Here is a 19,762-nt window from a genome sequence, read left to right as displayed (position 1 = left end):
CGCCTTCTGTTTTCAATAATAAGATATTCCACTCATCGTAGACGAGCATATGCAAAGATCAACGAAGGCCGAAATGATAGGGGGATTCAGATGGAGAAAACGAAGTTACCATGGGATGAATTTTTTTCACTCAATAAAGATGTGAATAATACTTTCTTTACACCAGAAGATTTTTCAGGGGATGAAGATTTAATTGCAAAAACGACAGAACAATTCGTTAAACAAGAAATTGTCCCGCAAATTGAGAATATTGAACAACATAACTATAAAGTTTCTCGTCAATTATTTGAGAAAGCTGGGGAACTTGGATTATTAGGCATTGAGGTACCAGAAGATTATGGCGGATTCGAGTTAGGAAAGGCTGTCTCAGGTCTTGTAGCAGAGAAAATGGGTTACGCTGGTGCATTTAGCGTTTCTTTTAATATACACGCCGGTGTAGGTACGTTGCCTTACATATATTATGGAACGAAAGAACAGAAAGAAAAATATTTGCCGAAAATTGCGTCTGGAGAATGGATTGGGGCTTATGCTTTAACTGAGCCAAATGCTGGTTCTGATGCTTTAAGTGCAAAAACGAGTGCAGTATTGAATGAAGATGGTACTGCTTGGAAGTTGAATGGTGAGAAGCAGTGGATTACAAATGCTCATATGGCAGATGTATACGTTGTTTTTGCGAAGACAAATAAAGGAATGACAGCGTTTATTGTCGAAAGAACATGTGAAGGTGTATCAATAGGATTAGAAGAAAAGAAGATGGGGATTAAAGGATCTTCAACAGCGACGCTTATTTTAGAAGATGTTGTCATCCCCGCTGAAAATATTTTAGGGGAAGTTGGGAAAGGGCATCACGTAGCTCTTAATATCCTTAACTTCGCTAGACTAAAACTTGCTTTTGGAAATATTGGAACAGCAAAACAAGCAATCGGTTTGTCAGTTCAATATGGAAAAGAGCGAAAACAGTTCCAAACGGAATTAGTAGATTTTACGATGATTCAAGAGAAAATTGCCAATATGATTATTTCTACATATGGAGCAGAAAGTGCAGCTTACCGTACAGCGGGTGTAATTGATGAAGCAATTCATGAGAGTGATGAAGATCTTATGAAAAAAATGTCCCAATTTGCAATTGAATGTGCACTGAATAAAGTAAACGCTTCTGAAACACTTGCTTATATCGTAGATGAAGCTGTACAAATTCATGGTGGTTACGGTTATATGCAAGAATACGAAGTAGAACGATTATATCGTGATGCTAGGATTAGTCGTATTTTTGAAGGAACGAATGAAATTAATAGATTAACAGTTGCAAAAATGTTAATGAAGCAAATCGAGCAAATAGAAGATGCTGAAGTAGAAATTGATGTGGCAAATGTAGAAAGAAACCATCGTTACATTTTATTAGCGAAAAAATTGTTGAAACAATCTTTGAAAACGCTCTCTAAAACTCCAGGTTTAAAAATTGAGCAAGAGCAAGAATATTCACGCGTATTATCAAATATGTTGACGGACGTGTACGTCATGGAATCAGCATTTTTACGTACGAGGAAAGCAGTTAGTAAAAATGGTGAGGAAAAAGAGCGTACGAAGCAAATGATAACAGGTGTTATTTGTGAAGAAGGATATCGTAAAGTAGAAGAAGCTGCGATTTCCATTCTTTCAGCAGCTGTCACAGAAGAACAAAATAGGCAAGAAATATTAGCTGAAATCCGTCAATTATTAGTGCCTTTATACTCAAACTTATTTACGAAAAAGAGAGATATTGCGAAAGTTATTATAAATCGCGGGAAATATATTGTGTAAATAGGAGGAAAGCGATATGAAAAAGATTGGTTTTATCGGTTTAGGTAACATGGGTCTTCCAATGTCTAAAAATTTAGTTAAATCTAGCTACACAGTATATGGAGTGGACTTGAATAAAGAGGCGGAAGCTTCCTTTGAAAAAGAAGGGGGAATTATCGGCCTATCAATCTCAAAACTAGCAGAGACATGCGATGTGATTTTTACAAGTTTGCCTTCACCTCGTGCTGTGGAAGCGGTATATTTTGGGGAAGAAGGATTATTTGAAAATAGCCACTCGAATGTAGCTTTAATTGATACAAGTACAGTATCTCCACAATTAAACAAACAATTAGAGGAATCGGCGAAGGAAAAGAAAGTAGACTTTTTAGCAGCACCTGTTAGCGGTGGGGTAATTGGTGCAGAAAACCGTACATTAACGTTTATGGTTGGTGGATCGAAAGAAGTATATGAGAAAACTGAATCTGTCATGGAAGTACTTGGAGCAAATGTTTTCCACGTTAGTGAGCAGATTGATAGTGGTACAACTGTTAAATTAATTAATAATCTATTAATTGGTTTTTATACAGCTGGTGTGAGTGAAGCTTTAACATTAGCGAAAAAGAACAATATGGATTTAGATAAAATGTTTGATATTTTAAATGTAAGTTACGGTCAAAGTAGAATTTATGAGCGTAATTATAAAAGTTTCATTGCATCAGAAAATTATGAGCCAGGCTTTACTGTAAATTTATTAAAGAAAGATTTGGGATTTGCGATAGAGTTAGCTAAAGAAAGTGAACTTCACTTACCAGTAAGTGAGATGCTATTAAACGTATATGAAGAAGCGAGTGAGGCAGGATATGGTGAAAACGATATGGCTGCTTTATATAAGAAAGTTAGCGAACAGTTAATTTCTAATCAAAAATAGTGCACTTATAAAAACCATGATAAAAAAGGAGAGAATATAATGATTACAACTGAAATTAAACGAGTGAAAAATCATATTAATGGCGAATGGGTAGAATCTACTGGTACGGAAGTAGAAGCGGTTCCGAATCCGGCAACTGGAAAAATCATCGCTTACGTTCCACTTTCTCCAAAAGAAGATGTTGAAAAAGCTGTTGAAGCGGCAAAAGCGGCATACAAAACATGGTCTAAAGTGCCAGTTCCAAATCGTTCAAGACAACTATACAAATATCTACAACTGTTACAAGAAAATAAAGATGAGCTTGCAAAAATCATTACGCTAGAAAACGGTAAAACGCTAACGGATGCAACTGGTGAAGTACAGCGTGGTATTGAAGCGGTAGAACTTGCAACATCAGCACCAAATTTAATGATGGGACAAGCTCTTCCGAATATTGCTAGTGGAATTGATGGATCGATTTGGCGCTACCCAATCGGAGTTGTTGCTGGTATTACACCGTTTAACTTCCCGATGATGATTCCATTATGGATGTTCCCACTTGCAATTGCTTGCGGTAATACATTCGTATTAAAAACATCTGAAAGAACGCCACTTTTAGCTGAGCGACTTGTAGAGTTATTCTATGAAGCTGGTTTTCCAAAAGGGGTATTAAATTTAGTACAAGGCGGAAAAGATGTTGTAAATAGTATTTTAGAAAATAAAGATATTCAAGCAGTTTCGTTTGTTGGCTCTGAGCCAGTGGCACGCTACGTATATGAAACTGGTACAAAAAATGGTAAACGTGTACAAGCGTTAGCAGGTGCGAAAAACCATGCGATTGTAATGCCAGATTGCAATCTTGAAAAAACAGTACAAGGTGTAATTGGATCTGCGTTTGCAAGTAGTGGAGAGCGCTGCATGGCATGTTCAGTAGTAGCAGTAGTTGATGAAATTGCTGATGAATTCATTGATGTATTAGTAGCGGAAACGAAGAAGTTAAAAGTAGGTGACGGTTTCAACGAAGATAATTATGTTGGACCATTAATCCGTGAATCTCATAAAGAACGTGTTTTAGGCTATATTAATAGTGGTGTAGCAGATGGAGCAACTTTACTAGTAGATGGCCGTAAAATCAATGAAGAAGTTGGAGAAGGTTACTTTGTTGGTGCAACGATCTTTGATGGTGTAAATCAAGAAATGAAAATTTGGCAAGATGAAATTTTCGCTCCGGTATTAAGTATTGTAAGAGTAAAAGATTTAGAAGAAGGTATTAAGCTGACAAATCAATCGAAATTTGCGAATGGTGCTGTTATTTATACATCAAATGGAAAACATGCACAAACATTCCGAGACAATATTGATGCTGGTATGATTGGTGTAAACGTTAACGTTCCAGCACCAATGGCATTCTTCGCATTTGCAGGAAACAAAGCTTCATTCTTTGGAGATCTTGGTACAAATGGTACGGATGGCGTTCAATTTTATACACGTAAAAAAGTTGTAACTGAGCGCTGGTTTTAATAAAGTGAAATGATAATGAGTGGGGTGCATTCCCACTCATTATAAAAATAATACAAACGAAAATACACTACTCCATTATGAGTAGTGTATTTTCGTTTGTATTGTGTTAACTATTTCTTTCAAAGGCTAATTTAATACCAAACCCAATTAAGACGATTCCTGTAATCCCTTGAATATAACGCTGTGTCTTCGGTTTTTTCATAAAAGCACTAATTTTATCAATTAAAAATATATAAAAAGCAAACCAAATGACGGTTAAAATGAGATAAGTAAGTCCCATAACGAGAAGTTGTATAAATGTATTATGATTTGGATTTAAAAACTGTGGTAAAAAAGTTAAAAAGAAGACTGCAATCTTAGGGTTTAGTAAATTTGTAAGAAACCCTTGGCGAAAGCAAGAAGTATGTTTATTGTCATTATTTATTGGAACGTCATTTGTATTTAAGTCTTCTGTGTTTCTTACTGCTAAAAGGGCTTTAATACCAATATAGACTAAATATACAGCACCAACATATTTAAAAATAGAAAATAAAAGAGCAGACTTTACAATAAGTGCTGAAAGACCAATTACAGCAGCTAAAGTGTGAATTAAAAGCGCAACACAAGTACCAAAAACAGTTTTTACGCCGCCGATTTTGCCGGCAATCAATGTGTTTTTCGTAGCCATTGCTGTATCAGGACCGGGTAGAATAATAAGACATATAGACATAATAATAAACAGAAAAAAATTTTCCATAATGTTATCCGCCTTCCTTTTTTGTTTTTAGAAAATTCGATTAACGTTAGTTTAACATACATTTTAGTTAAATAAAATTAAATTATATTTAAAATTATTTAACTAAAAAGAAGAGGCCATATAGAGTAGCTGAGAGTGTGCTACAATATATGGCCTCTTTGTTTAAGCGTTAAGTAAGTTAAAGAATCGATTTACATCTTCTTCTGAAACATCACTTAATTGTTTATATTTATAATTTGGATTTTGGTCTTTATCAACTACAACGGAGCGTACTCCTTCAAAGAAATCTTCATGTCGCATGAAGTTTTTAGCGAGTATAAGATCTGTCGCGAAACATTCTTCAACTGACTTTTCTTGGCCATCAATAAACTGTTTTAATGTTACCTTTAATGAAACAGGGGATTTGGATAATAGCTTTTCTTTCGTTGTTTGGGCAAATGGACTTTGATCTTTCTCTAACGATTGAATGATTCCCTCAATTGTATCGAATGCAAAATGCGAATTAATTTCTTCTACTGAGGAAGAAAGATTGCCATCTAAGTTTGGAGCAGTTGCAAATGTACGAATAACTTCTTTTAAATGAGTATGTACATCTTCTTTTTTCCAATTTACATTTTCAAGTGCGGTAAGGAAATTTGGTAATGAATCTGATGTCATAAAGTAATCAGCAGCGTTAATATATAATACATCAGGAGCTTTTAAAATAGATGCCGTTAAAGCAACATATCGACCAGTATATCCAGGCGCTTTATTTAAGAAATAAGCAGCACCGACATCCGGGAAGAAACCGATGTTCATTTCAGGCATTGCCCACTTCGTACGCTCTGTTACAATTCGATACGTCGCTCCATTTGTCAGACCGACACCACCGCCCATTACAATTCCATCTAAACAAGCGATAATTGGTTTTTTGTATTGATAAATAAATGTATCAATTTCATATTCTTCTTCAAAAAACTGCTCTGCATGTTGTAATGCAACTTCGTTAGAACGTGCTTCGTATAGCGTTTTAATATCACCACCTGCACAAAAACCTTTCGTCCCAGCTCCTTTTAAAACGATGAGTTCAATACGCTCATCTTGCTCCCATTCTTTAAGTTTTTGCCCAATTGGTTGTAACATGTCATAGGATAAAGAATTAAGTGCTTTTGGACGGTTTAAAGTAATAGATGCAACGCCGTTTTCGCTAACAGAAAATAAAACGTGTTCAGTCATTATAAATCCTCCCTTACTTATCTTTCTATTCTTATTTCTTGATACATGCTGAAATGTCCTCTATAATTTTTGTCTAAATTAGGTGCTTAGTGTTAGTATTTATCGCATATTTTGACGAGTTATATTTGCAGGATTTCAGAGAATGAAGAGGAATATTACAACATTACTGTAAGTGCTATTATTTGAAAATGTCGTGTTGAAGGCGCTATTATATGTATAACTTATATTGAGTTAGTATACGTGGCGTAAATTAAAGAGTGGATGTAGAAAAAGTTAAAAGGCTGAATTATCTAACTTTTAAAGAGCGCGGGGTTTGTATATAATTAGAAATAGAGAAAGGAGAGATCGGAATGCCAGGACCTTTACTATTGTCGGTTATTATTTTGTCATCTCTTATGGTAGGAATTACACAGTATTTTCATCATACAGATACGACAGAAGAAGTGAAGGCTAAGGTACGTCTCGTGTTTCCGATTTTTATAATATCTATTTCCATATGCTTTTTATTAAATAAAGATGGGTATGTTGTGGCCGTATTTGCGTTTTTTGTAGCGATTGTCTTAATAACTGTATTGTACTACGTTATGAAAGAGTACTTACAAAAATAAGGATGCCTGAAAGGGCATTTTTATTTTTGTAGATTAATAATTTCACATACCGTATTTCATATAAAAAAACATAAAATATTTATAATTAAAAAAGTATGTACATCGCGGTGTATTTACTTGTCAATCTTGCATGACCACTATACTATTAAAATGTAGAGATTAGAAAAAAGGGGTTGTATCTAGCATGAAATTTGAGATGCATACAAAAATTATTTCAAATGAAAAAGAAGTAAGATTACATATAGAAGATAATTTATTTCAATTAATTTTAGATGGTTATCATCTATTTACTATTCAAGAAATATTGCCTTTATATAAATCAAACGAAGAAAGAATCGGTAGTGCAATTGTCCAAAAGTTAGAATGGGAGAACGGAAAAACTACACTAAACTATCAGCTTGTTTCACTACAATCAGTAAACTAAAAGGAGAAGGGTAATATGAAGTTTTTTCATACAGCGGATTGGCATTTAGGTAAGCTTGTTCATGGTGTATATATGACTGAAGATCAAAAAATTGTGTTAGATCAGTTTGTACAAGCTGTTGAAGAGGAAAAACCGGATGCTGTAATTATTGCAGGAGATTTATATGACCGAGCAATTCCACCTACAGAAGCAGTAGACTTATTAAATGATGTATTACAAAAGATAGTTATTGATTTACAAACACCAATAATCGCAGTTGCAGGAAACCACGATAGTCCGGACCGCATACATTTTGGTAGTAATTTAATGAAAAAACAAGGATTACATATTGTTGGACAATTCCAGTTTCCATACAATCCTGTTGTTTTAAATGATGAATACGGAGAGGTTCATTTCCATCTCGTTCCGTATGCAGATCCAAGTATTGTTAGACATATATTGAAAAATGAAGATGTTCGTTCTCATGATGATGCGATGCGTATTTTTATGAACGAACTCTCTGAAACGATGGATAAAGAAGCGAGACACATATTTGTAGGACATGCATTTGTAACTTCTTCAGGAGAGGCAGAGGAAAATACGAGTGATGCGGAACGACCACTTTCAATTGGTGGTGCTGAATATGTAAATAGCCATTATTTTGATAAGTTTCATTACACGGCGCTTGGCCATTTACATCAAGCGCATTTTGTACGTAATGAGACAATTCGTTATTCAGGTTCACCAATTGCATATTCTATTTCTGAAGAAAAGCATAAAAAAGGATATTATATTGTGGAACTGGATGAAAAAGGTGAAACAACAATTGAAAAACGTTTACTTACACCACGTCGTAAAATGCGTACAGTAGAAGCGAAAATAGACGATTTATTGCTTCATCCAGTGAGTGAAGATTATGTATTTGTGAAATTATTAGATGAAAATCCTGTCTTGCAGCCAATGGAAAAAATACGTTCTGTATACCCAAATGCAATGCATGTTGAAAGATCTATTCAAAGACGAGAGTTCACAGATGAAAATGAAGTAACTGTTTCAAGACATAAAACGGATGATTTATCTCTTTTAAAAGCATTTTATAAAGAAATGAAAGGGCTAGATTTATCAGAAGAGAAAGAACGTCTATTTTTAGATGTTTTGCAAACAGTGCAAGAACGGGAAGGTGAGCGAGGATGAGACCGATTCAGCTTATAATGACCGCGTTTGGTCCATATAAACAGAAAGAAGTAATCGATTTTAAAGATCTTGGTGAGCATCGTATTTTCGCTATTTCTGGAAATACAGGAGCTGGAAAGACAACGATTTTTGATGCAATTTGTTATGTATTATATGGAGAAGCTAGTGGAGAAGAGCGCAGTGATACTAACATGCTTCGTAGCCAATTTGCTGATGATGATGTTTATACAAGTGTGGAATTAACTTTTCAATTAAAAGGAAAAAGTTATGAAATTAAACGACAACTGGGCCATAAAAAACAAGGAAATAAAACAATTACAGGACATGCAGTCGAATTATATGAAGTAATTGATGAGGAGAAAGTTCCATGTGTCAATCGTTTTCATGTAACGGATGTAAATAAAAAAGTTGAAGATTTAATTGGATTAAGTAAACATCAATTTAGCCAAATTGTCATGTTACCGCAAGGAGAGTTCCGAAAATTATTAACATCTGAAACGGAAAATAAAGAAGAAATACTACGCCGCATTTTTAAAACAGATCGTTATAAATTAATGCGTGAGATATTAGATCAAAAGCGTAAACAATGGAAAGACGTCTTACAAGAAAAACAAAAAGAACGTGAGCTATATTTCCGTAATGTATTTAAATTACCAATACGTGATGGGGCATTATTAGAGACATTAGTGGAGCAAGAGCATGTAAATACACATCAAGTAGTAGAGGCATTAGAACAAGAAACAATTTGGTACAATGCAGAGGTTGAGCAATTACACTTAGAACAAAATGACAAAACGAAACAATTAAAAGAAGCAGAGGCACGTTTTCATGCAGCAAAAGCTGTAAATGAGAAATTCAAAGATTTAGAACAAAAGAATGAGAAGTACAGTATTTTACAAGAAAACCGTGCCGTAATCGAAATGAAAGAAAAATCTTTTAAACATGCGGAACAGGCGAAGCGATTATTACCATTTGAGCAATGGCATGAGGAAGCGATGCAATATGAACAGCAGTCTGAAAGTTTGTTAAAACAGATAATCGCAAAAAAAGAGCATATAATGAACAGTTTTGCACTTGCTCAGGAGAAATATGAAGCATTAAAGAATAAGGCATCCGAGCGAGAAAATGCTAAAAAACAAGTTCAAAGACTAGAAGAGTTACAGCCAATTATTGCATCATTAGCTGAGAAAAAGTTAAATTTGCAAAATGCTGAAATTCACATAGGAAAATTAAAAGAAGGTATGCAAAAGTTAGATGAACAACTAGAAGCGCATAAAAATGAAAAACAAAGAATGTCTGGCGAATTACAGCAATTAGAAGCAGCGCTTGAACAATATGTAGCTAAAGTAGAAGAACTAACGAATATGCGAGAAGATGCAAAAGTATTAAAGCAGGCATATGATGTATGGCAAGAAAAACAAAAATACGAGCTAGAAAAAGAAAGTGCGTTTCATAAGATGCAACAGGCAGTTAGTACATATGAAAATATGGAATGCCGCTGGTTAAGTGAACAAGCTGGTATATTAGCTCTTCATTTACATGATGGTGAATCTTGTCCAGTATGTGGTAGTATGGACCACCCGAAAAAGGCTACAGAGCAAAGTAATGCAATTGATGAAAAAGAGTTAAATGAGCTAAGAGAAAAGAAAACTATTGCGGAAAAATTACATGTTCAATTAGAAGAAAAGTGGAATTTCTATCGAGTTCAATATGAACAAGTGATAGAAGAAGTGCTAAAGCGAGGCTATCGCTCAGAAGAATTAGTAGAAACATATAGTGCGCTCGTTCAAAAAGGAAAGCAATTAGCAGCAGAAGTTAATGAGTTAAAAGCAAGTGAAGAAACGCGTAAGCAAATTGCTGTGAATATAAAAAGCGTAGAAGAAAAAGTAGAAGAACTCCAGAAACAAAAGCGTGAAGTAGAAACTGTGCAGCACCGTACTGAAATGGAGTCTATGCAGCTTCGTACGTCATATGAACATGATAAGCAAAATATTCCGGAAAGCTTGCAAACGGTACAAGCTTGGAAAGTACAGTTTGACCAAGCTCTGCAAGAACTTAGGTTAATGGAAGATGAATGGGAGAAAGTACAAGAGGCGTATCAACATTGGCAAAATGAAAATATACGTATTCAAGCAGAACATGATAATGCTTCTAATCAATTTAATAGTGCAAAAGAGAAGAAAGAAGAGACGTTCACACGCTTTATGAAAGAGCTAGAACAAAGCGGATTTACAGATCAATTAAAATATAAAGAATCCAAATTAAATGATGCTGAGATGGATAAGTTACAACAAGAAATCCAAAGTTATTACTCATCTCTAGAAGTACTTACAAAACAAATTGAAGAATTAAAAGCAGACTTAAAAGATAAAGAGTATATGGACATTTCTTCATTAGATGAGCAAGTGAAAGAATTGGAAATTAGCCTTGATATTATTAAAGAAAAACGACAACGTGCTCAAAACGCCGTATCATATATTACGGATTTACATGAAAATATTAAACGAATTGATGAACAAATTCATGAGGAAGAAAAAGCATTCCAAGAACTTGTTGATTTATATGAAGTAATGAAAGGGGATAACGATAGTCGTATATCCTTTGAACGTTACATCTTAATTGAGTATTTAGAACAAATTGTTCAAATTGCGAACGAACGACTACGTAAATTATCAAATGGACAATTTTATTTAAAACGAAGCGAACGAGTTGAAAAGAGGAATCGACAAAGTGGATTAGGATTAGATGTATATGATGCATATACAGGTCAAACCCGAGATGTAAAAACATTATCTGGCGGTGAGAAATTTAACGCATCACTTTGCTTAGCACTTGGAATGGCAGATGTAATTCAAGCGTATGAGGGTGGTATTTCCATCGAAACGATGTTTATCGATGAAGGATTCGGCTCATTAGATGAAGAGTCATTAACGAAAGCAGTTGACGCCCTAATCGACTTGCAAAAATCAGGTCGCTTTATCGGTGTAATTTCACACGTTCAAGAACTGAAAAATGCAATGCCAGCTGTATTAGAAGTAACGAAGCAGAAGGATGGGTGTAGTCAGACGAGGTTTGTGGTGAAATAAGCTTGTCAAATTGAAAGTATCTATCCTTACTTTGAACATTGTACCAAATTGTTATAACGTTTTTTCAATTAAGTTCAAATGAATTTAATAATGTTTTTATATAAAGCCGTCTCTATAGTAGAGGCGGCATCTTTATTATTTAAAGGAATGAATGATGCAATTATGAATCATTTGAAGAAGGTGGCGTATTTGCCAAACGGTTATAACTTTTAAAAGCTGAAATTGCAGATATAACACCACCTGTTAAAAATAAAGCTGAACCACCAACTAAAATAATACGACTGACATATGTTTCACGAGCTTCTTCAACTTGTTCTTGTAACGGTGTTGGCATATAAATTCCCCCTCAATAAGAATGTGTTTTGCAATAGTATATACAAATGCCTAAAATATGTTAAAATCACTGGATAGTATTATGAGGAAGTATATAGTTAGATGTGAATTGTTTGAAAAATCTTCATTATAAATTTATGCTAACTTCACATAGAGCACAAATTGAAATTGTATTATGTATATGTACCAAATAGATGAAATTGTATAGTATTGCTGTTTTTAAATAATCGAAATCCTATTATTTCTATATAAGGGTCTTAATTGTATATTAGAGATAATATTTTATTTAGAAGCAGATTTTAATAAAAAGGAATTCAAATAAAAGGGGAATGTCTTATGACAACATATACGAGCGAGATAAAAAAAAGTTTAGTAACTGAAGAAGATGTGGATATTTTAAAAATAATGGCACATCCAATACGATTACAAATTGTAAATGAATTAAGTGCACGCAAAACTTGTAATGTAACACAATTAACAGAAATATTAAATATTCCTCAATCGACTGTTTCGCAGCATTTATCAAAAATGAAAGGTAAAGTGCTAAGAGCTGAGAGAAGAGGGTTAGAAATTTATTATTATATTAATAATTTAAAAGCAAGCAAGATTGTTAGTGTTTTAGGATATGTAAATTAATGAATTGTTATTATACAAAATAGCCTCCGCTGTTAAGCAGGGGCTATTTTGTATTGTATTGTTTTATTTATTTGCATTTAAAATTTTATAGTTTTTATGATTTACAATTGTTCGGTCAAATTCAAAAGTACCACCGCTTACATCTGTGACTTCAACTAAGACCGATTCAGTGTATAGTTTTAGTACAGATGCTGTGATCTTTAAGTTATTTCGTTGAAATAGTATAGTATCGCCTACGTTTGCTTTCATAGTACCTCCTTATAAAAGTCAGAAATGTTTGTTTATTATATATATTAAACCACGTATAGATATATTAGTGAATGTTTAGTTTTATTTATCAATAAAATATTTGTTGTTTAATAAAAATTAAAGTGCAAAATTATGTAAATGAATTATATATTTTCTGTTTTTATGTAGAAAATTGTAAAAAACGTTGTACTTTTGTATGTTTCGTTAGAAAAACAAGATATACGGAAGTGGAAATGGTGGGATTTTTGATTAAAAGCATTGTAACGAGAAGCCAGATTACAAGACTATTAAATGATTTGTATTAAGAAATATAGACGCAACATGTTATAAAGCTGGGGAGTTAAAAAGAATATGGTGTTTTTTTGTTTATATAGGATAATCAAAATTTTGAAGTCCAGCCATGGTGTAACAGGGCGCATAACTTTGTATAAAAGAGGATATGAAAACACACATAAGTCGTATTGATGTAAAACATTATAAAAACTACTACGTATTTAACAAGTAGTTTTTTGTATTTCACCCTTCGTTTTCTGTAACTGATTCCATATTTTTGACGCTCCATCTTGTAAGTGCTTACATAAGCGAAAACATCCTATACAATGAAGTTGTTAAGTCGAATGAGGTGGCGAAAATAAAAATAAAAAAAGCATATTTAGCGAATAGCATTGAAATAGAAAGAGGAGGAGAGATGGTATGAAAAAATCATCGGTTAATCCATGGCTTGTTGTCCTTGGAACAGTCATAGTACAAATGGGGCTTGGTACGATATATACATGGAGTTTATTCAATCAGCCCTTAGTGAGTAAATACGGTTGGAGTCTTAACGCTGTTGCTATAACTTTCTCAATTACTAGCCTGTCTTTAGCGTTTTCAACTTTGTTTGCGAGTAAATTGCAAGAAAAATGGGGACTTCGTAAACTTATTATGATAGCTGGACTAGCATTAGGAATTGGATTAATACTTAGTTCACAAGCTTCCTCATTAATATTGCTTTATGTACTAGCAGGGGTTGTTGTAGGTTATGCAGATGGTACAGCATATATCACTTCATTATCCAATTTAATAAAGTGGTTTCCAAAGCGTAAAGGTTTAATTGCTGGTATTTCTGTCTCTGCATATGGTTCAGGTAGCTTAATTTTTAAATATATTAACGCACAGTTAATTGAATCAGTTGGTGTATCACAAGCGTTTATATACTGGGGTTTAATTGTTACAGCTATGATTGTCCTTGGCGCTTGTTTAATCCATCAAGCTGCAGATCAAGGAGCAGTTCATGAAACAAAAACTCAGGAATATACAACGAAAGAAATGTTAGGCACAAAACAAGTATACTTATTATTTATTATGTTATTTACATCATGTATGAGTGGCTTATACTTAATTGGTATGGTAAAAGACATTGGTGTTCAACTTGTAGGGCTTAGCGCAGCGACAGCAGCTAATGCGGTGGCTATGGTTGCAATCTTCAATACATTAGGTCGTATTATTTTAGGGCCGTTATCAGATAAAATCGGCCGTTTAAAAATCGTTACTGGTACATTTGTTGTTATGGCAGCTTCAGTCTTGGTTTTAAGTTTCGTAGATTTAAATTATGGTATCTACTTCGTATGTGTAGCAAGTGTAGCGTTTTGCTTTGGTGGAAATATCACTATTTTCCCAGCTATCGTTGGTGATTTCTACGGTATGAAAAACCATAGTAAGAACTACGGAATTGTGTATCAAGGATTTGGATTTGGAGCGCTCGCTGGTTCCTTTATCGGTGCAGTTCTAGGTGGATTCAAACCAACTTTCATGGTGATCGGCGTATTATGTGTCGTATCATTTATTATCGCACTTTTAATCCAAGTGCCTAAGCAGAAAAAAGAAAAAGAAGAAGAGTATCGCAGTGTAGCGTAAGTATATAAATCTTCTTTAACACTATGTTTACTAAAAAGCACCCTATTTAATAGGGTGCTTTTTTATGAATTACAACATGTGGAATTTTCTAGAGGCAAAAAAATGAGTAAAGTATCCGTTTGGATTATATTGGAATATCATAAATTGATATATTATATTCGAAATACTTATTAAATCTTAAATTATAAACACGACATGCATCGGTAATTGCAAGATATACTTTCTTGATATTTTCAGAAAAATGTTGAGAAAATATATACTTGAGTTTTTGGTAAGGCTTTGTAAATGAAGGTATCTACAGTTTATCTTCTTCAATTTTAAAAAGAGGAGTACGAATTAAATTTTTTAATGTAAGTACTTATTAATGCTTTTAGATGTAATTGTATTGAGAAGTACTAAAATATTTTATCTGAAAAATAAAAATAGGTTGACAAGTTTATTGAGAAAGATTATCATTTCGATGTAAGAATATTAAATGAAAAACATTATCAATGAATAATGTTTTGATGAAAAGTACACTTGACCAATTAGTTTAGTAAGTGTATTATTTTTTACATTGATAGTGATAATCGTTATCATTATTGCTATTTGTTTAATTAGATTAATTTTCAAATGAAAGGATAGAGGAAATGAACTTAGGGGAATTTGATGGAAAAACGGTTTTAGTAACAGGTGCAGCTCAAGGTATAGGCAGTGTTGTTGCCAAAATGTTTTTAGAAAGAGGAGCTACAGTTATTGCGGTTGATCAAAATGAAGAGGGGTTAAACGTACTCTTAAATGAAAATGAATTAAATGAAACACGTATGAAAATATTTCATTTAGATGTGAGTGATAGTACCGCTGTTGAAGATATGGTAAACGGTATTGAAAATGATATAGCACCAATAGATATATTAATAAATGTTGCAGGGGTATTACGTATGGGACCAATTCACTCTTTAAGTGATGAAGATTGGAATAAAACCTTCTCTGTAAATTCTACAGGAGTTTTCTATATGTCTCGAGCAGTAAGTAAACATATGATGCAAAGAAAGTCAGGGGCAATTGTTACAGTTGGTTCAAATGCGGCAAATACTCCGAGAATGGAAATGGCTGCGTACGCTGCATCAAAAGCCGCAACTACAATGTTTATGAAGTGTTTAGGATTAGAGCTTGCAGCATACAATATTCGCTGCAACTTAGTTTCTCCTGGTTCTACTGAAACTGAAATGCAAAGATTACTATGGGCTGATGAGAATGGAGCTGAAAATATAATTGCTGGTTCTCAAAATACATATAGACTCGGTATTCCGTTACAAAAAATTGCACAACCTTCAGAAATTGCTGAAGCAGTATTGTTTTTAGCTTCTGATAAAGCAAGTCATATTACAATGCACAATTTATGTGTCGATGGCGGAGCTACATTAGGAGCTTAATAAAAAATTCAGGAGGTTATTGTACTATGAATGAACTTACAGCCGTAAAGGAACTGTCAGAAAAACTTTTAGAAGATTATAAGACAGAATCTTCATTCTTTTTCGCTTCACCAACTCGAACAATATTAGCAGAAGGAGAGTTTACTACAGTAAAACATCGTGAAATTGAAAGCTTTCCAGAACTTGTACAAGCGGTATTAAGTAATGCAAAACAAGCTGGAAATCCGAATCCTATCGTTGTTGGTGCTTTGCCTTTTGATCGTAGAAAAGAAGTTCAACTTATCGTACCAGAACATAGTAGAATTACTGAGCGTTTACAGTTAGAGACAACAAATGAGATAAAACGAAATGAGAAACTGACATTTGAAATGACACCGGTTCCAGCTCCTGAAGTTTATATGGATGGTGTGAAGCAAGGAATAGCAAAAATTCAGGACGGAGATTTAAGGAAAATCGTTCTATCTAGATCGCTGGATGTTAAGTCTTCCGAGAAAATTGATCAACAAAAACTACTTCGTGAATTAGCGGAACATAATAAGCACGGCTACACATTTGCTGTTAATTTGCCGAAAGATGAAAACGAGTACAGTAAGACGTTAATTGGAGCAAGTCCTGAATTACTTGTTTCACGTCATGGTATGCAAGTAATTTCTAATCCGTTGGCTGGCTCAAGACCACGAAGTGAGGATCCAGTAGAAGATAAAAGAAGGGCAGAAGAATTACTTTCTTCTCCAAAAGATTTACATGAACATGCGGTAGTAGTTGAAGCGGTTGCCGCTGCGCTTCGCCCTTACTGTCATATATTACATGTTCCAGAAAAACCCTCAGTTATTCATAGTGAAGCAATGTGGCATTTGTCTACGGAAGTGAAAGGTGAACTAAAGGACCCAAATACGTCTTCTTTAGAATTAGCAATTGCTCTTCATCCTACGCCAGCAGTTTGCGGAACTCCAATGGAAGAAGCGAGAGAGGCTATTCAAAAAATTGAGCCATTTGACCGTGAATTCTTTACAGGAATGTTAGGGTGGAGCGATTTAAATGGAGATGGCGAATGGATTGTTACAATTCGATGTGCTGAAGTGCAAGAGAATACACTTCGCTTATATGCAGGTGCTGGAGTTGTTGCTGAATCAAAGCCAGAAGATGAGTTAGCAGAAACATCAGCTAAGTTCCAAACAATGTTGAAGGCTTTAGGGTTAAGAGATAATTCGCTGAATGAAAAATAGGGGGAAGAAAGAATGTTAATAGGTTATACGGAATGGCCAAAAGAATTTGCCAATCGCTATCGAGAAGAAGGGTGTTGGCTTGGAGAAACATTTGGTTCGATGTTAAAAGAACGCGCTGAAAAACATGGGGATCAAATTGCGATTGTAAGTGGTAATTCACAAATAACATATAGTGAACTTGATAAAAAGGTAGATCGCTTAGCTTCAGGTTTACTGAATTTAGGAATAAAGAAAGAGGACCGAGTTGTAATCCAGTTGCCTAATATTATAGAGTTTTTCGAAATATGCTTTGCGCTATTTCGCATTGGAGCACTCCCTGTTTTTGCACTACCTTCTCATCGCAGTAGTGAAATTAGTTATTTTTGCGAGTTTGGTGAAGCGAGTGCTTACGTTATTTCAGATAAGGCTCTCGGCTTTGATTATCGAAAACTAGCAAGAGAAGTGAAAGAGAAAGTTCCCGCTTTACAACATGTAATCGTAGTGGGGGAAGAAGAAGAATTCGTGAACATAACTGATCTTTATATGGATCCGATTCCGTTACCAGAAGTTCAGCCAAGTGATGTTGCGTTTCTCCAATTATCAGGAGGGACGACAGGACTTTCTAAATTAATTCCTAGAACACATGATGACTATATTTATAGTTTACGTGTTAGCGCTGACATTTGTAATTTAAATGCAGAAAGTGTCTATATGGCAGTTCTTCCAGTAGCACACAATTACCCGATGAGTTCTCCAGGGACATTTGGAACTTTCTATGCGGGTGGAAAAGTAGTATTGGCAACTGGAGGCAGTCCAGATGAGGCATTTGCTCTTATAGAAAAAGAAAAAGTTACGATTACAGCGCTCGTTCCACCATTAGCAATGATTTGGCTTGATGCAGCATCTTCCCGTAACGACGATTTATCGAGCCTGCAAGTTATTCAAGTAGGAGGTGCGAAATTTAGTGCCGAAGTTGCGAAGCGTATTCGCCCTACATTTGGATGTACGTTACAGCAAGTGTTCGGTATGGCAGAAGGGTTAGTAAATTACACAAGATTAAATGATCCTGAAGAAATCATTATTCATACGCAAGGTAGACCGATGTCTACATTCGATGAAGTAAGGGTTGTTGATGAAAATGATAACGATGTAAAACCCGGTGAAGTAGGAAGTTTATTAACAAGAGGGCCATATACAATTCGTGGTTATTATAAAGCGGAAGAGCATAATGTAAGATCATTTACAGAAGATGGTTTTTATCGCACAGGTGATCTTGTAAAAGTAAATGAACAAGGTTACATCATTGTAGAAGGAAGAGATAAAGATCAAATTAACCGTGGTGGTGAGAAGGTTGCTGCGGAAGAGGTTGAAAATCATCTATTAGCACATGATGCAGTACATGATGTAGCAATTGTATCTATGCCTGACGATTATTTAGGAGAACGCACTTGCGCTTTTGTTATCGCTCGTGGACAAGTCCTAACTGCAAACGAATTAAAAATGTTCTTAAGAGAACGTGGTATAGCAGCTTATAAGATTCCAGATCGAATTGAATTTATTGAATCATTCCCACAAACAGGTGTTGGAAAAGTAAGCAAAAAAGAATTACGTAAAGTCATTGCTGAAAAACTTATTACAGTAAAACAATAATAAAAATCGGAAGGAAGTGATTAGATGGCTATCCCATCTATTTCAGTATATAAAATGCCAATTGAATCAGAACTACCAAAAAATAAAGTGAATTGGACGCCAGATCCGAAACGTGCGGTTCTTCTAATCCATGACATGCAAGAATATTTTCTTGATGCATATAGCGATAAAGAATCGCCAAAAGTAGAACTAATTTCAAATATTAAGGTGATAAGAGAAAGATGCAAGGAACTTGGTATACCAGTTGTTTATACAGCACAACCTGGTGGACAAACGTTAGAACAACGAGGGTTATTACAAGACTTTTGGGGTGACGGTATTCCTGCTGGACCAGATAAAAAGAAAATTGTCGATGAGCTTACTCCAGATGAGGATGATATATACCTAACCAAATGGAGATATAGTGCATTTAAAAAGACGAATCTATTAGAAATTTTAAATGAGCAGGGAAGAGATCAACTTATTATTTGCGGTATTTATGCGCATATTGGCTGCCTTTTAACAGCTTGTGAAGCATTTATGGATGGTATAGAGCCATTTTTTGTAGCAGATGCAGTTGCTGATTTTTCGCTAGAGCATCATAAACAAGCATTGCAGTATGCATCTAATAGATGTGCAGTAACGACATCAACAAACTTACTATTAAAAGATTTACAAAGTGTAAAAAGCGATGAGAGTGAAGGAATCACTTTACAGAAAGTACATGAACTAGTTGCACAACTACTCCGTGAGCCAGTAGAGAGTATTGAAGTTGATGAAGACTTATTAAATAGAGGACTTGATTCGGTCAGAATTATGAGTTTAGTAGAGAAGTGGCGCCGCGAAGGGAAAGAAATCACTTTTGCAGATTTAGCAGAACGTCCAACTGTTGATGATTGGTACCGTTTACTATCTTCACAAGCAGCACAAGTGCTGTAACAAATAGTCTA

17 protein-coding genes are annotated in these 19,762 nt (G+C 34.6%); 13 read left to right on the top strand and 4 right to left on the bottom strand.

Features of this window, described 5'->3' with window-relative positions; genetic code table 11:
• Nucleotides 1–90: 90 nt before the first annotated feature.
• The 3 genes from AC1DS7_RS01900 to AC1DS7_RS01890 are packed head-to-tail and all read left to right on the top strand — an operon-like array spanning nt 91 to nt 4,207.
• Nucleotides 91–1,800 (top strand): acyl-CoA dehydrogenase family protein, encoded by a 1,710-nt coding sequence (locus AC1DS7_RS01900; RefSeq protein ID WP_044439787.1) that lies wholly within the window; start codon nt 91–93, stop codon nt 1,798–1,800.
• Between the two features lie 16 nt (nt 1,801–1,816).
• Nucleotides 1,817–2,707, top strand: a complete 891-nt coding sequence (locus AC1DS7_RS01895; protein WP_002012741.1) for an NAD(P)-dependent oxidoreductase — start codon at nt 1,817–1,819, stop codon at nt 2,705–2,707.
• A 39-nt stretch (nt 2,708–2,746) separates the two neighbouring features.
• Nucleotides 2,747–4,207, top strand: coding sequence for a CoA-acylating methylmalonate-semialdehyde dehydrogenase (locus AC1DS7_RS01890; RefSeq protein ID WP_016126890.1), 1,461 nt, complete (start codon nt 2,747–2,749; stop codon nt 4,205–4,207).
• Nucleotides 4,208–4,313: 106 nt separating this feature from the next.
• Here AC1DS7_RS01890 and AC1DS7_RS01885 read toward each other — a convergent pair whose 3' ends face one another.
• A complete protein-coding gene (locus tag AC1DS7_RS01885) occupies nt 4,314–4,946 on the bottom strand; it encodes a LysE family translocator (protein ID WP_085960726.1) in 633 nt (210 codons plus the stop codon).
• A gap of 159 nt (nt 4,947–5,105) precedes the next feature.
• A complete protein-coding gene (locus AC1DS7_RS01880; RefSeq protein WP_002065275.1) occupies nt 5,106–6,158 on the bottom strand; it encodes an enoyl-CoA hydratase/isomerase family protein in 1,053 nt (350 codons plus the stop codon).
• Nucleotides 6,159–6,508: 350 nt separating this feature from the next.
• On the opposite strand from AC1DS7_RS01880, the gene AC1DS7_RS01875 reads away from it, so the two are divergent.
• The 4 genes from AC1DS7_RS01875 (at nt 6,509) to AC1DS7_RS01860 (ending at nt 11,449) form a co-directional block, all read left to right on the top strand.
• Complete coding sequence (locus AC1DS7_RS01875; protein ID WP_002012747.1) at nt 6,509–6,766, top strand: hypothetical protein; 258 nt, start codon at nt 6,509–6,511, stop codon at nt 6,764–6,766.
• Nucleotides 6,767–6,950: 184 nt separating this feature from the next.
• Nucleotides 6,951–7,190 (top strand): DUF2584 family protein, encoded by a 240-nt coding sequence (locus AC1DS7_RS01870; protein ID WP_002085739.1) that lies wholly within the window; start codon nt 6,951–6,953, stop codon nt 7,188–7,190.
• 15 nt (nt 7,191–7,205) lie between these two features.
• Nucleotides 7,206–8,363 carry an exonuclease SbcCD subunit D gene (locus AC1DS7_RS01865; protein ID WP_476998739.1) on the top strand — a complete coding sequence of 386 codons (1,158 nt, stop codon included), beginning with the start codon at nt 7,206–7,208 and terminating at the stop codon, nt 8,361–8,363.
• On the top strand, nt 8,360–11,449 hold the full coding sequence (locus tag AC1DS7_RS01860; RefSeq protein WP_476998738.1) for an AAA family ATPase: 3,090 nt from the start codon (nt 8,360–8,362) through the stop codon (nt 11,447–11,449). Before AC1DS7_RS01865 ends, AC1DS7_RS01860 begins: the two co-directional genes overlap by 4 nt.
• 160 nt (nt 11,450–11,609) lie before the next feature.
• Here AC1DS7_RS01860 and AC1DS7_RS01855 read toward each other — a convergent pair whose 3' ends face one another.
• A complete protein-coding gene (locus AC1DS7_RS01855; protein WP_002031929.1) occupies nt 11,610–11,783 on the bottom strand; it encodes a hypothetical protein in 174 nt (57 codons plus the stop codon).
• Nucleotides 11,784–12,118: 335 nt separating this feature from the next.
• Here AC1DS7_RS01855 and AC1DS7_RS01850 point away from each other — a divergent pair, with 335 nt between their 5' ends.
• Nucleotides 12,119–12,418: an ArsR/SmtB family transcription factor gene (locus AC1DS7_RS01850; RefSeq protein ID WP_002012759.1), complete on the top strand. Its 300-nt coding sequence runs from the start codon at nt 12,119–12,121 to the stop codon at nt 12,416–12,418.
• 63 nt (nt 12,419–12,481) lie between these two features.
• Here AC1DS7_RS01850 and AC1DS7_RS01845 read toward each other — a convergent pair whose 3' ends face one another.
• On the bottom strand, nt 12,482–12,667 hold the full coding sequence (locus AC1DS7_RS01845; RefSeq protein WP_002012762.1) for a YkvS family protein: 186 nt from the start codon (nt 12,665–12,667) through the stop codon (nt 12,482–12,484).
• Between the two features lie 693 nt (nt 12,668–13,360).
• Between AC1DS7_RS01845 and AC1DS7_RS01840 the strand changes: the two genes are divergently transcribed.
• The 5 genes from AC1DS7_RS01840 (at nt 13,361) to AC1DS7_RS01820 (ending at nt 19,751) form a co-directional block, all read left to right on the top strand.
• Nucleotides 13,361–14,563 (top strand): L-lactate MFS transporter, encoded by a 1,203-nt coding sequence (locus tag AC1DS7_RS01840; protein ID WP_002085734.1) that lies wholly within the window; start codon nt 13,361–13,363, stop codon nt 14,561–14,563.
• Between the two features lie 629 nt (nt 14,564–15,192).
• Nucleotides 15,193–15,978: a 2,3-dihydro-2,3-dihydroxybenzoate dehydrogenase gene (gene dhbA / locus AC1DS7_RS01835; protein WP_476998737.1), complete on the top strand. Its 786-nt coding sequence runs from the start codon at nt 15,193–15,195 to the stop codon at nt 15,976–15,978.
• A 26-nt stretch (nt 15,979–16,004) separates the two neighbouring features.
• Complete coding sequence (dhbC, locus tag AC1DS7_RS01830) at nt 16,005–17,204, top strand: isochorismate synthase DhbC (protein WP_476998736.1); 1,200 nt, start codon at nt 16,005–16,007, stop codon at nt 17,202–17,204.
• Between the two features lie 12 nt (nt 17,205–17,216).
• Nucleotides 17,217–18,833 (top strand): (2,3-dihydroxybenzoyl)adenylate synthase, encoded by a 1,617-nt coding sequence (locus AC1DS7_RS01825; RefSeq protein WP_476998735.1) that lies wholly within the window; start codon nt 17,217–17,219, stop codon nt 18,831–18,833.
• Nucleotides 18,834–18,857: 24 nt separating this feature from the next.
• Complete coding sequence (locus AC1DS7_RS01820) at nt 18,858–19,751, top strand: isochorismatase family protein (protein WP_016102061.1); 894 nt, start codon at nt 18,858–18,860, stop codon at nt 19,749–19,751.
• Nucleotides 19,752–19,762 lie beyond the last annotated feature (11 nt).

The organism is Bacillus sp. P4_E1 (assembly GCF_056401715.1).
Note: the sequence above shows the minus strand (reverse complement) of the source record. Positions and strands in the feature narration are given on the sequence as shown.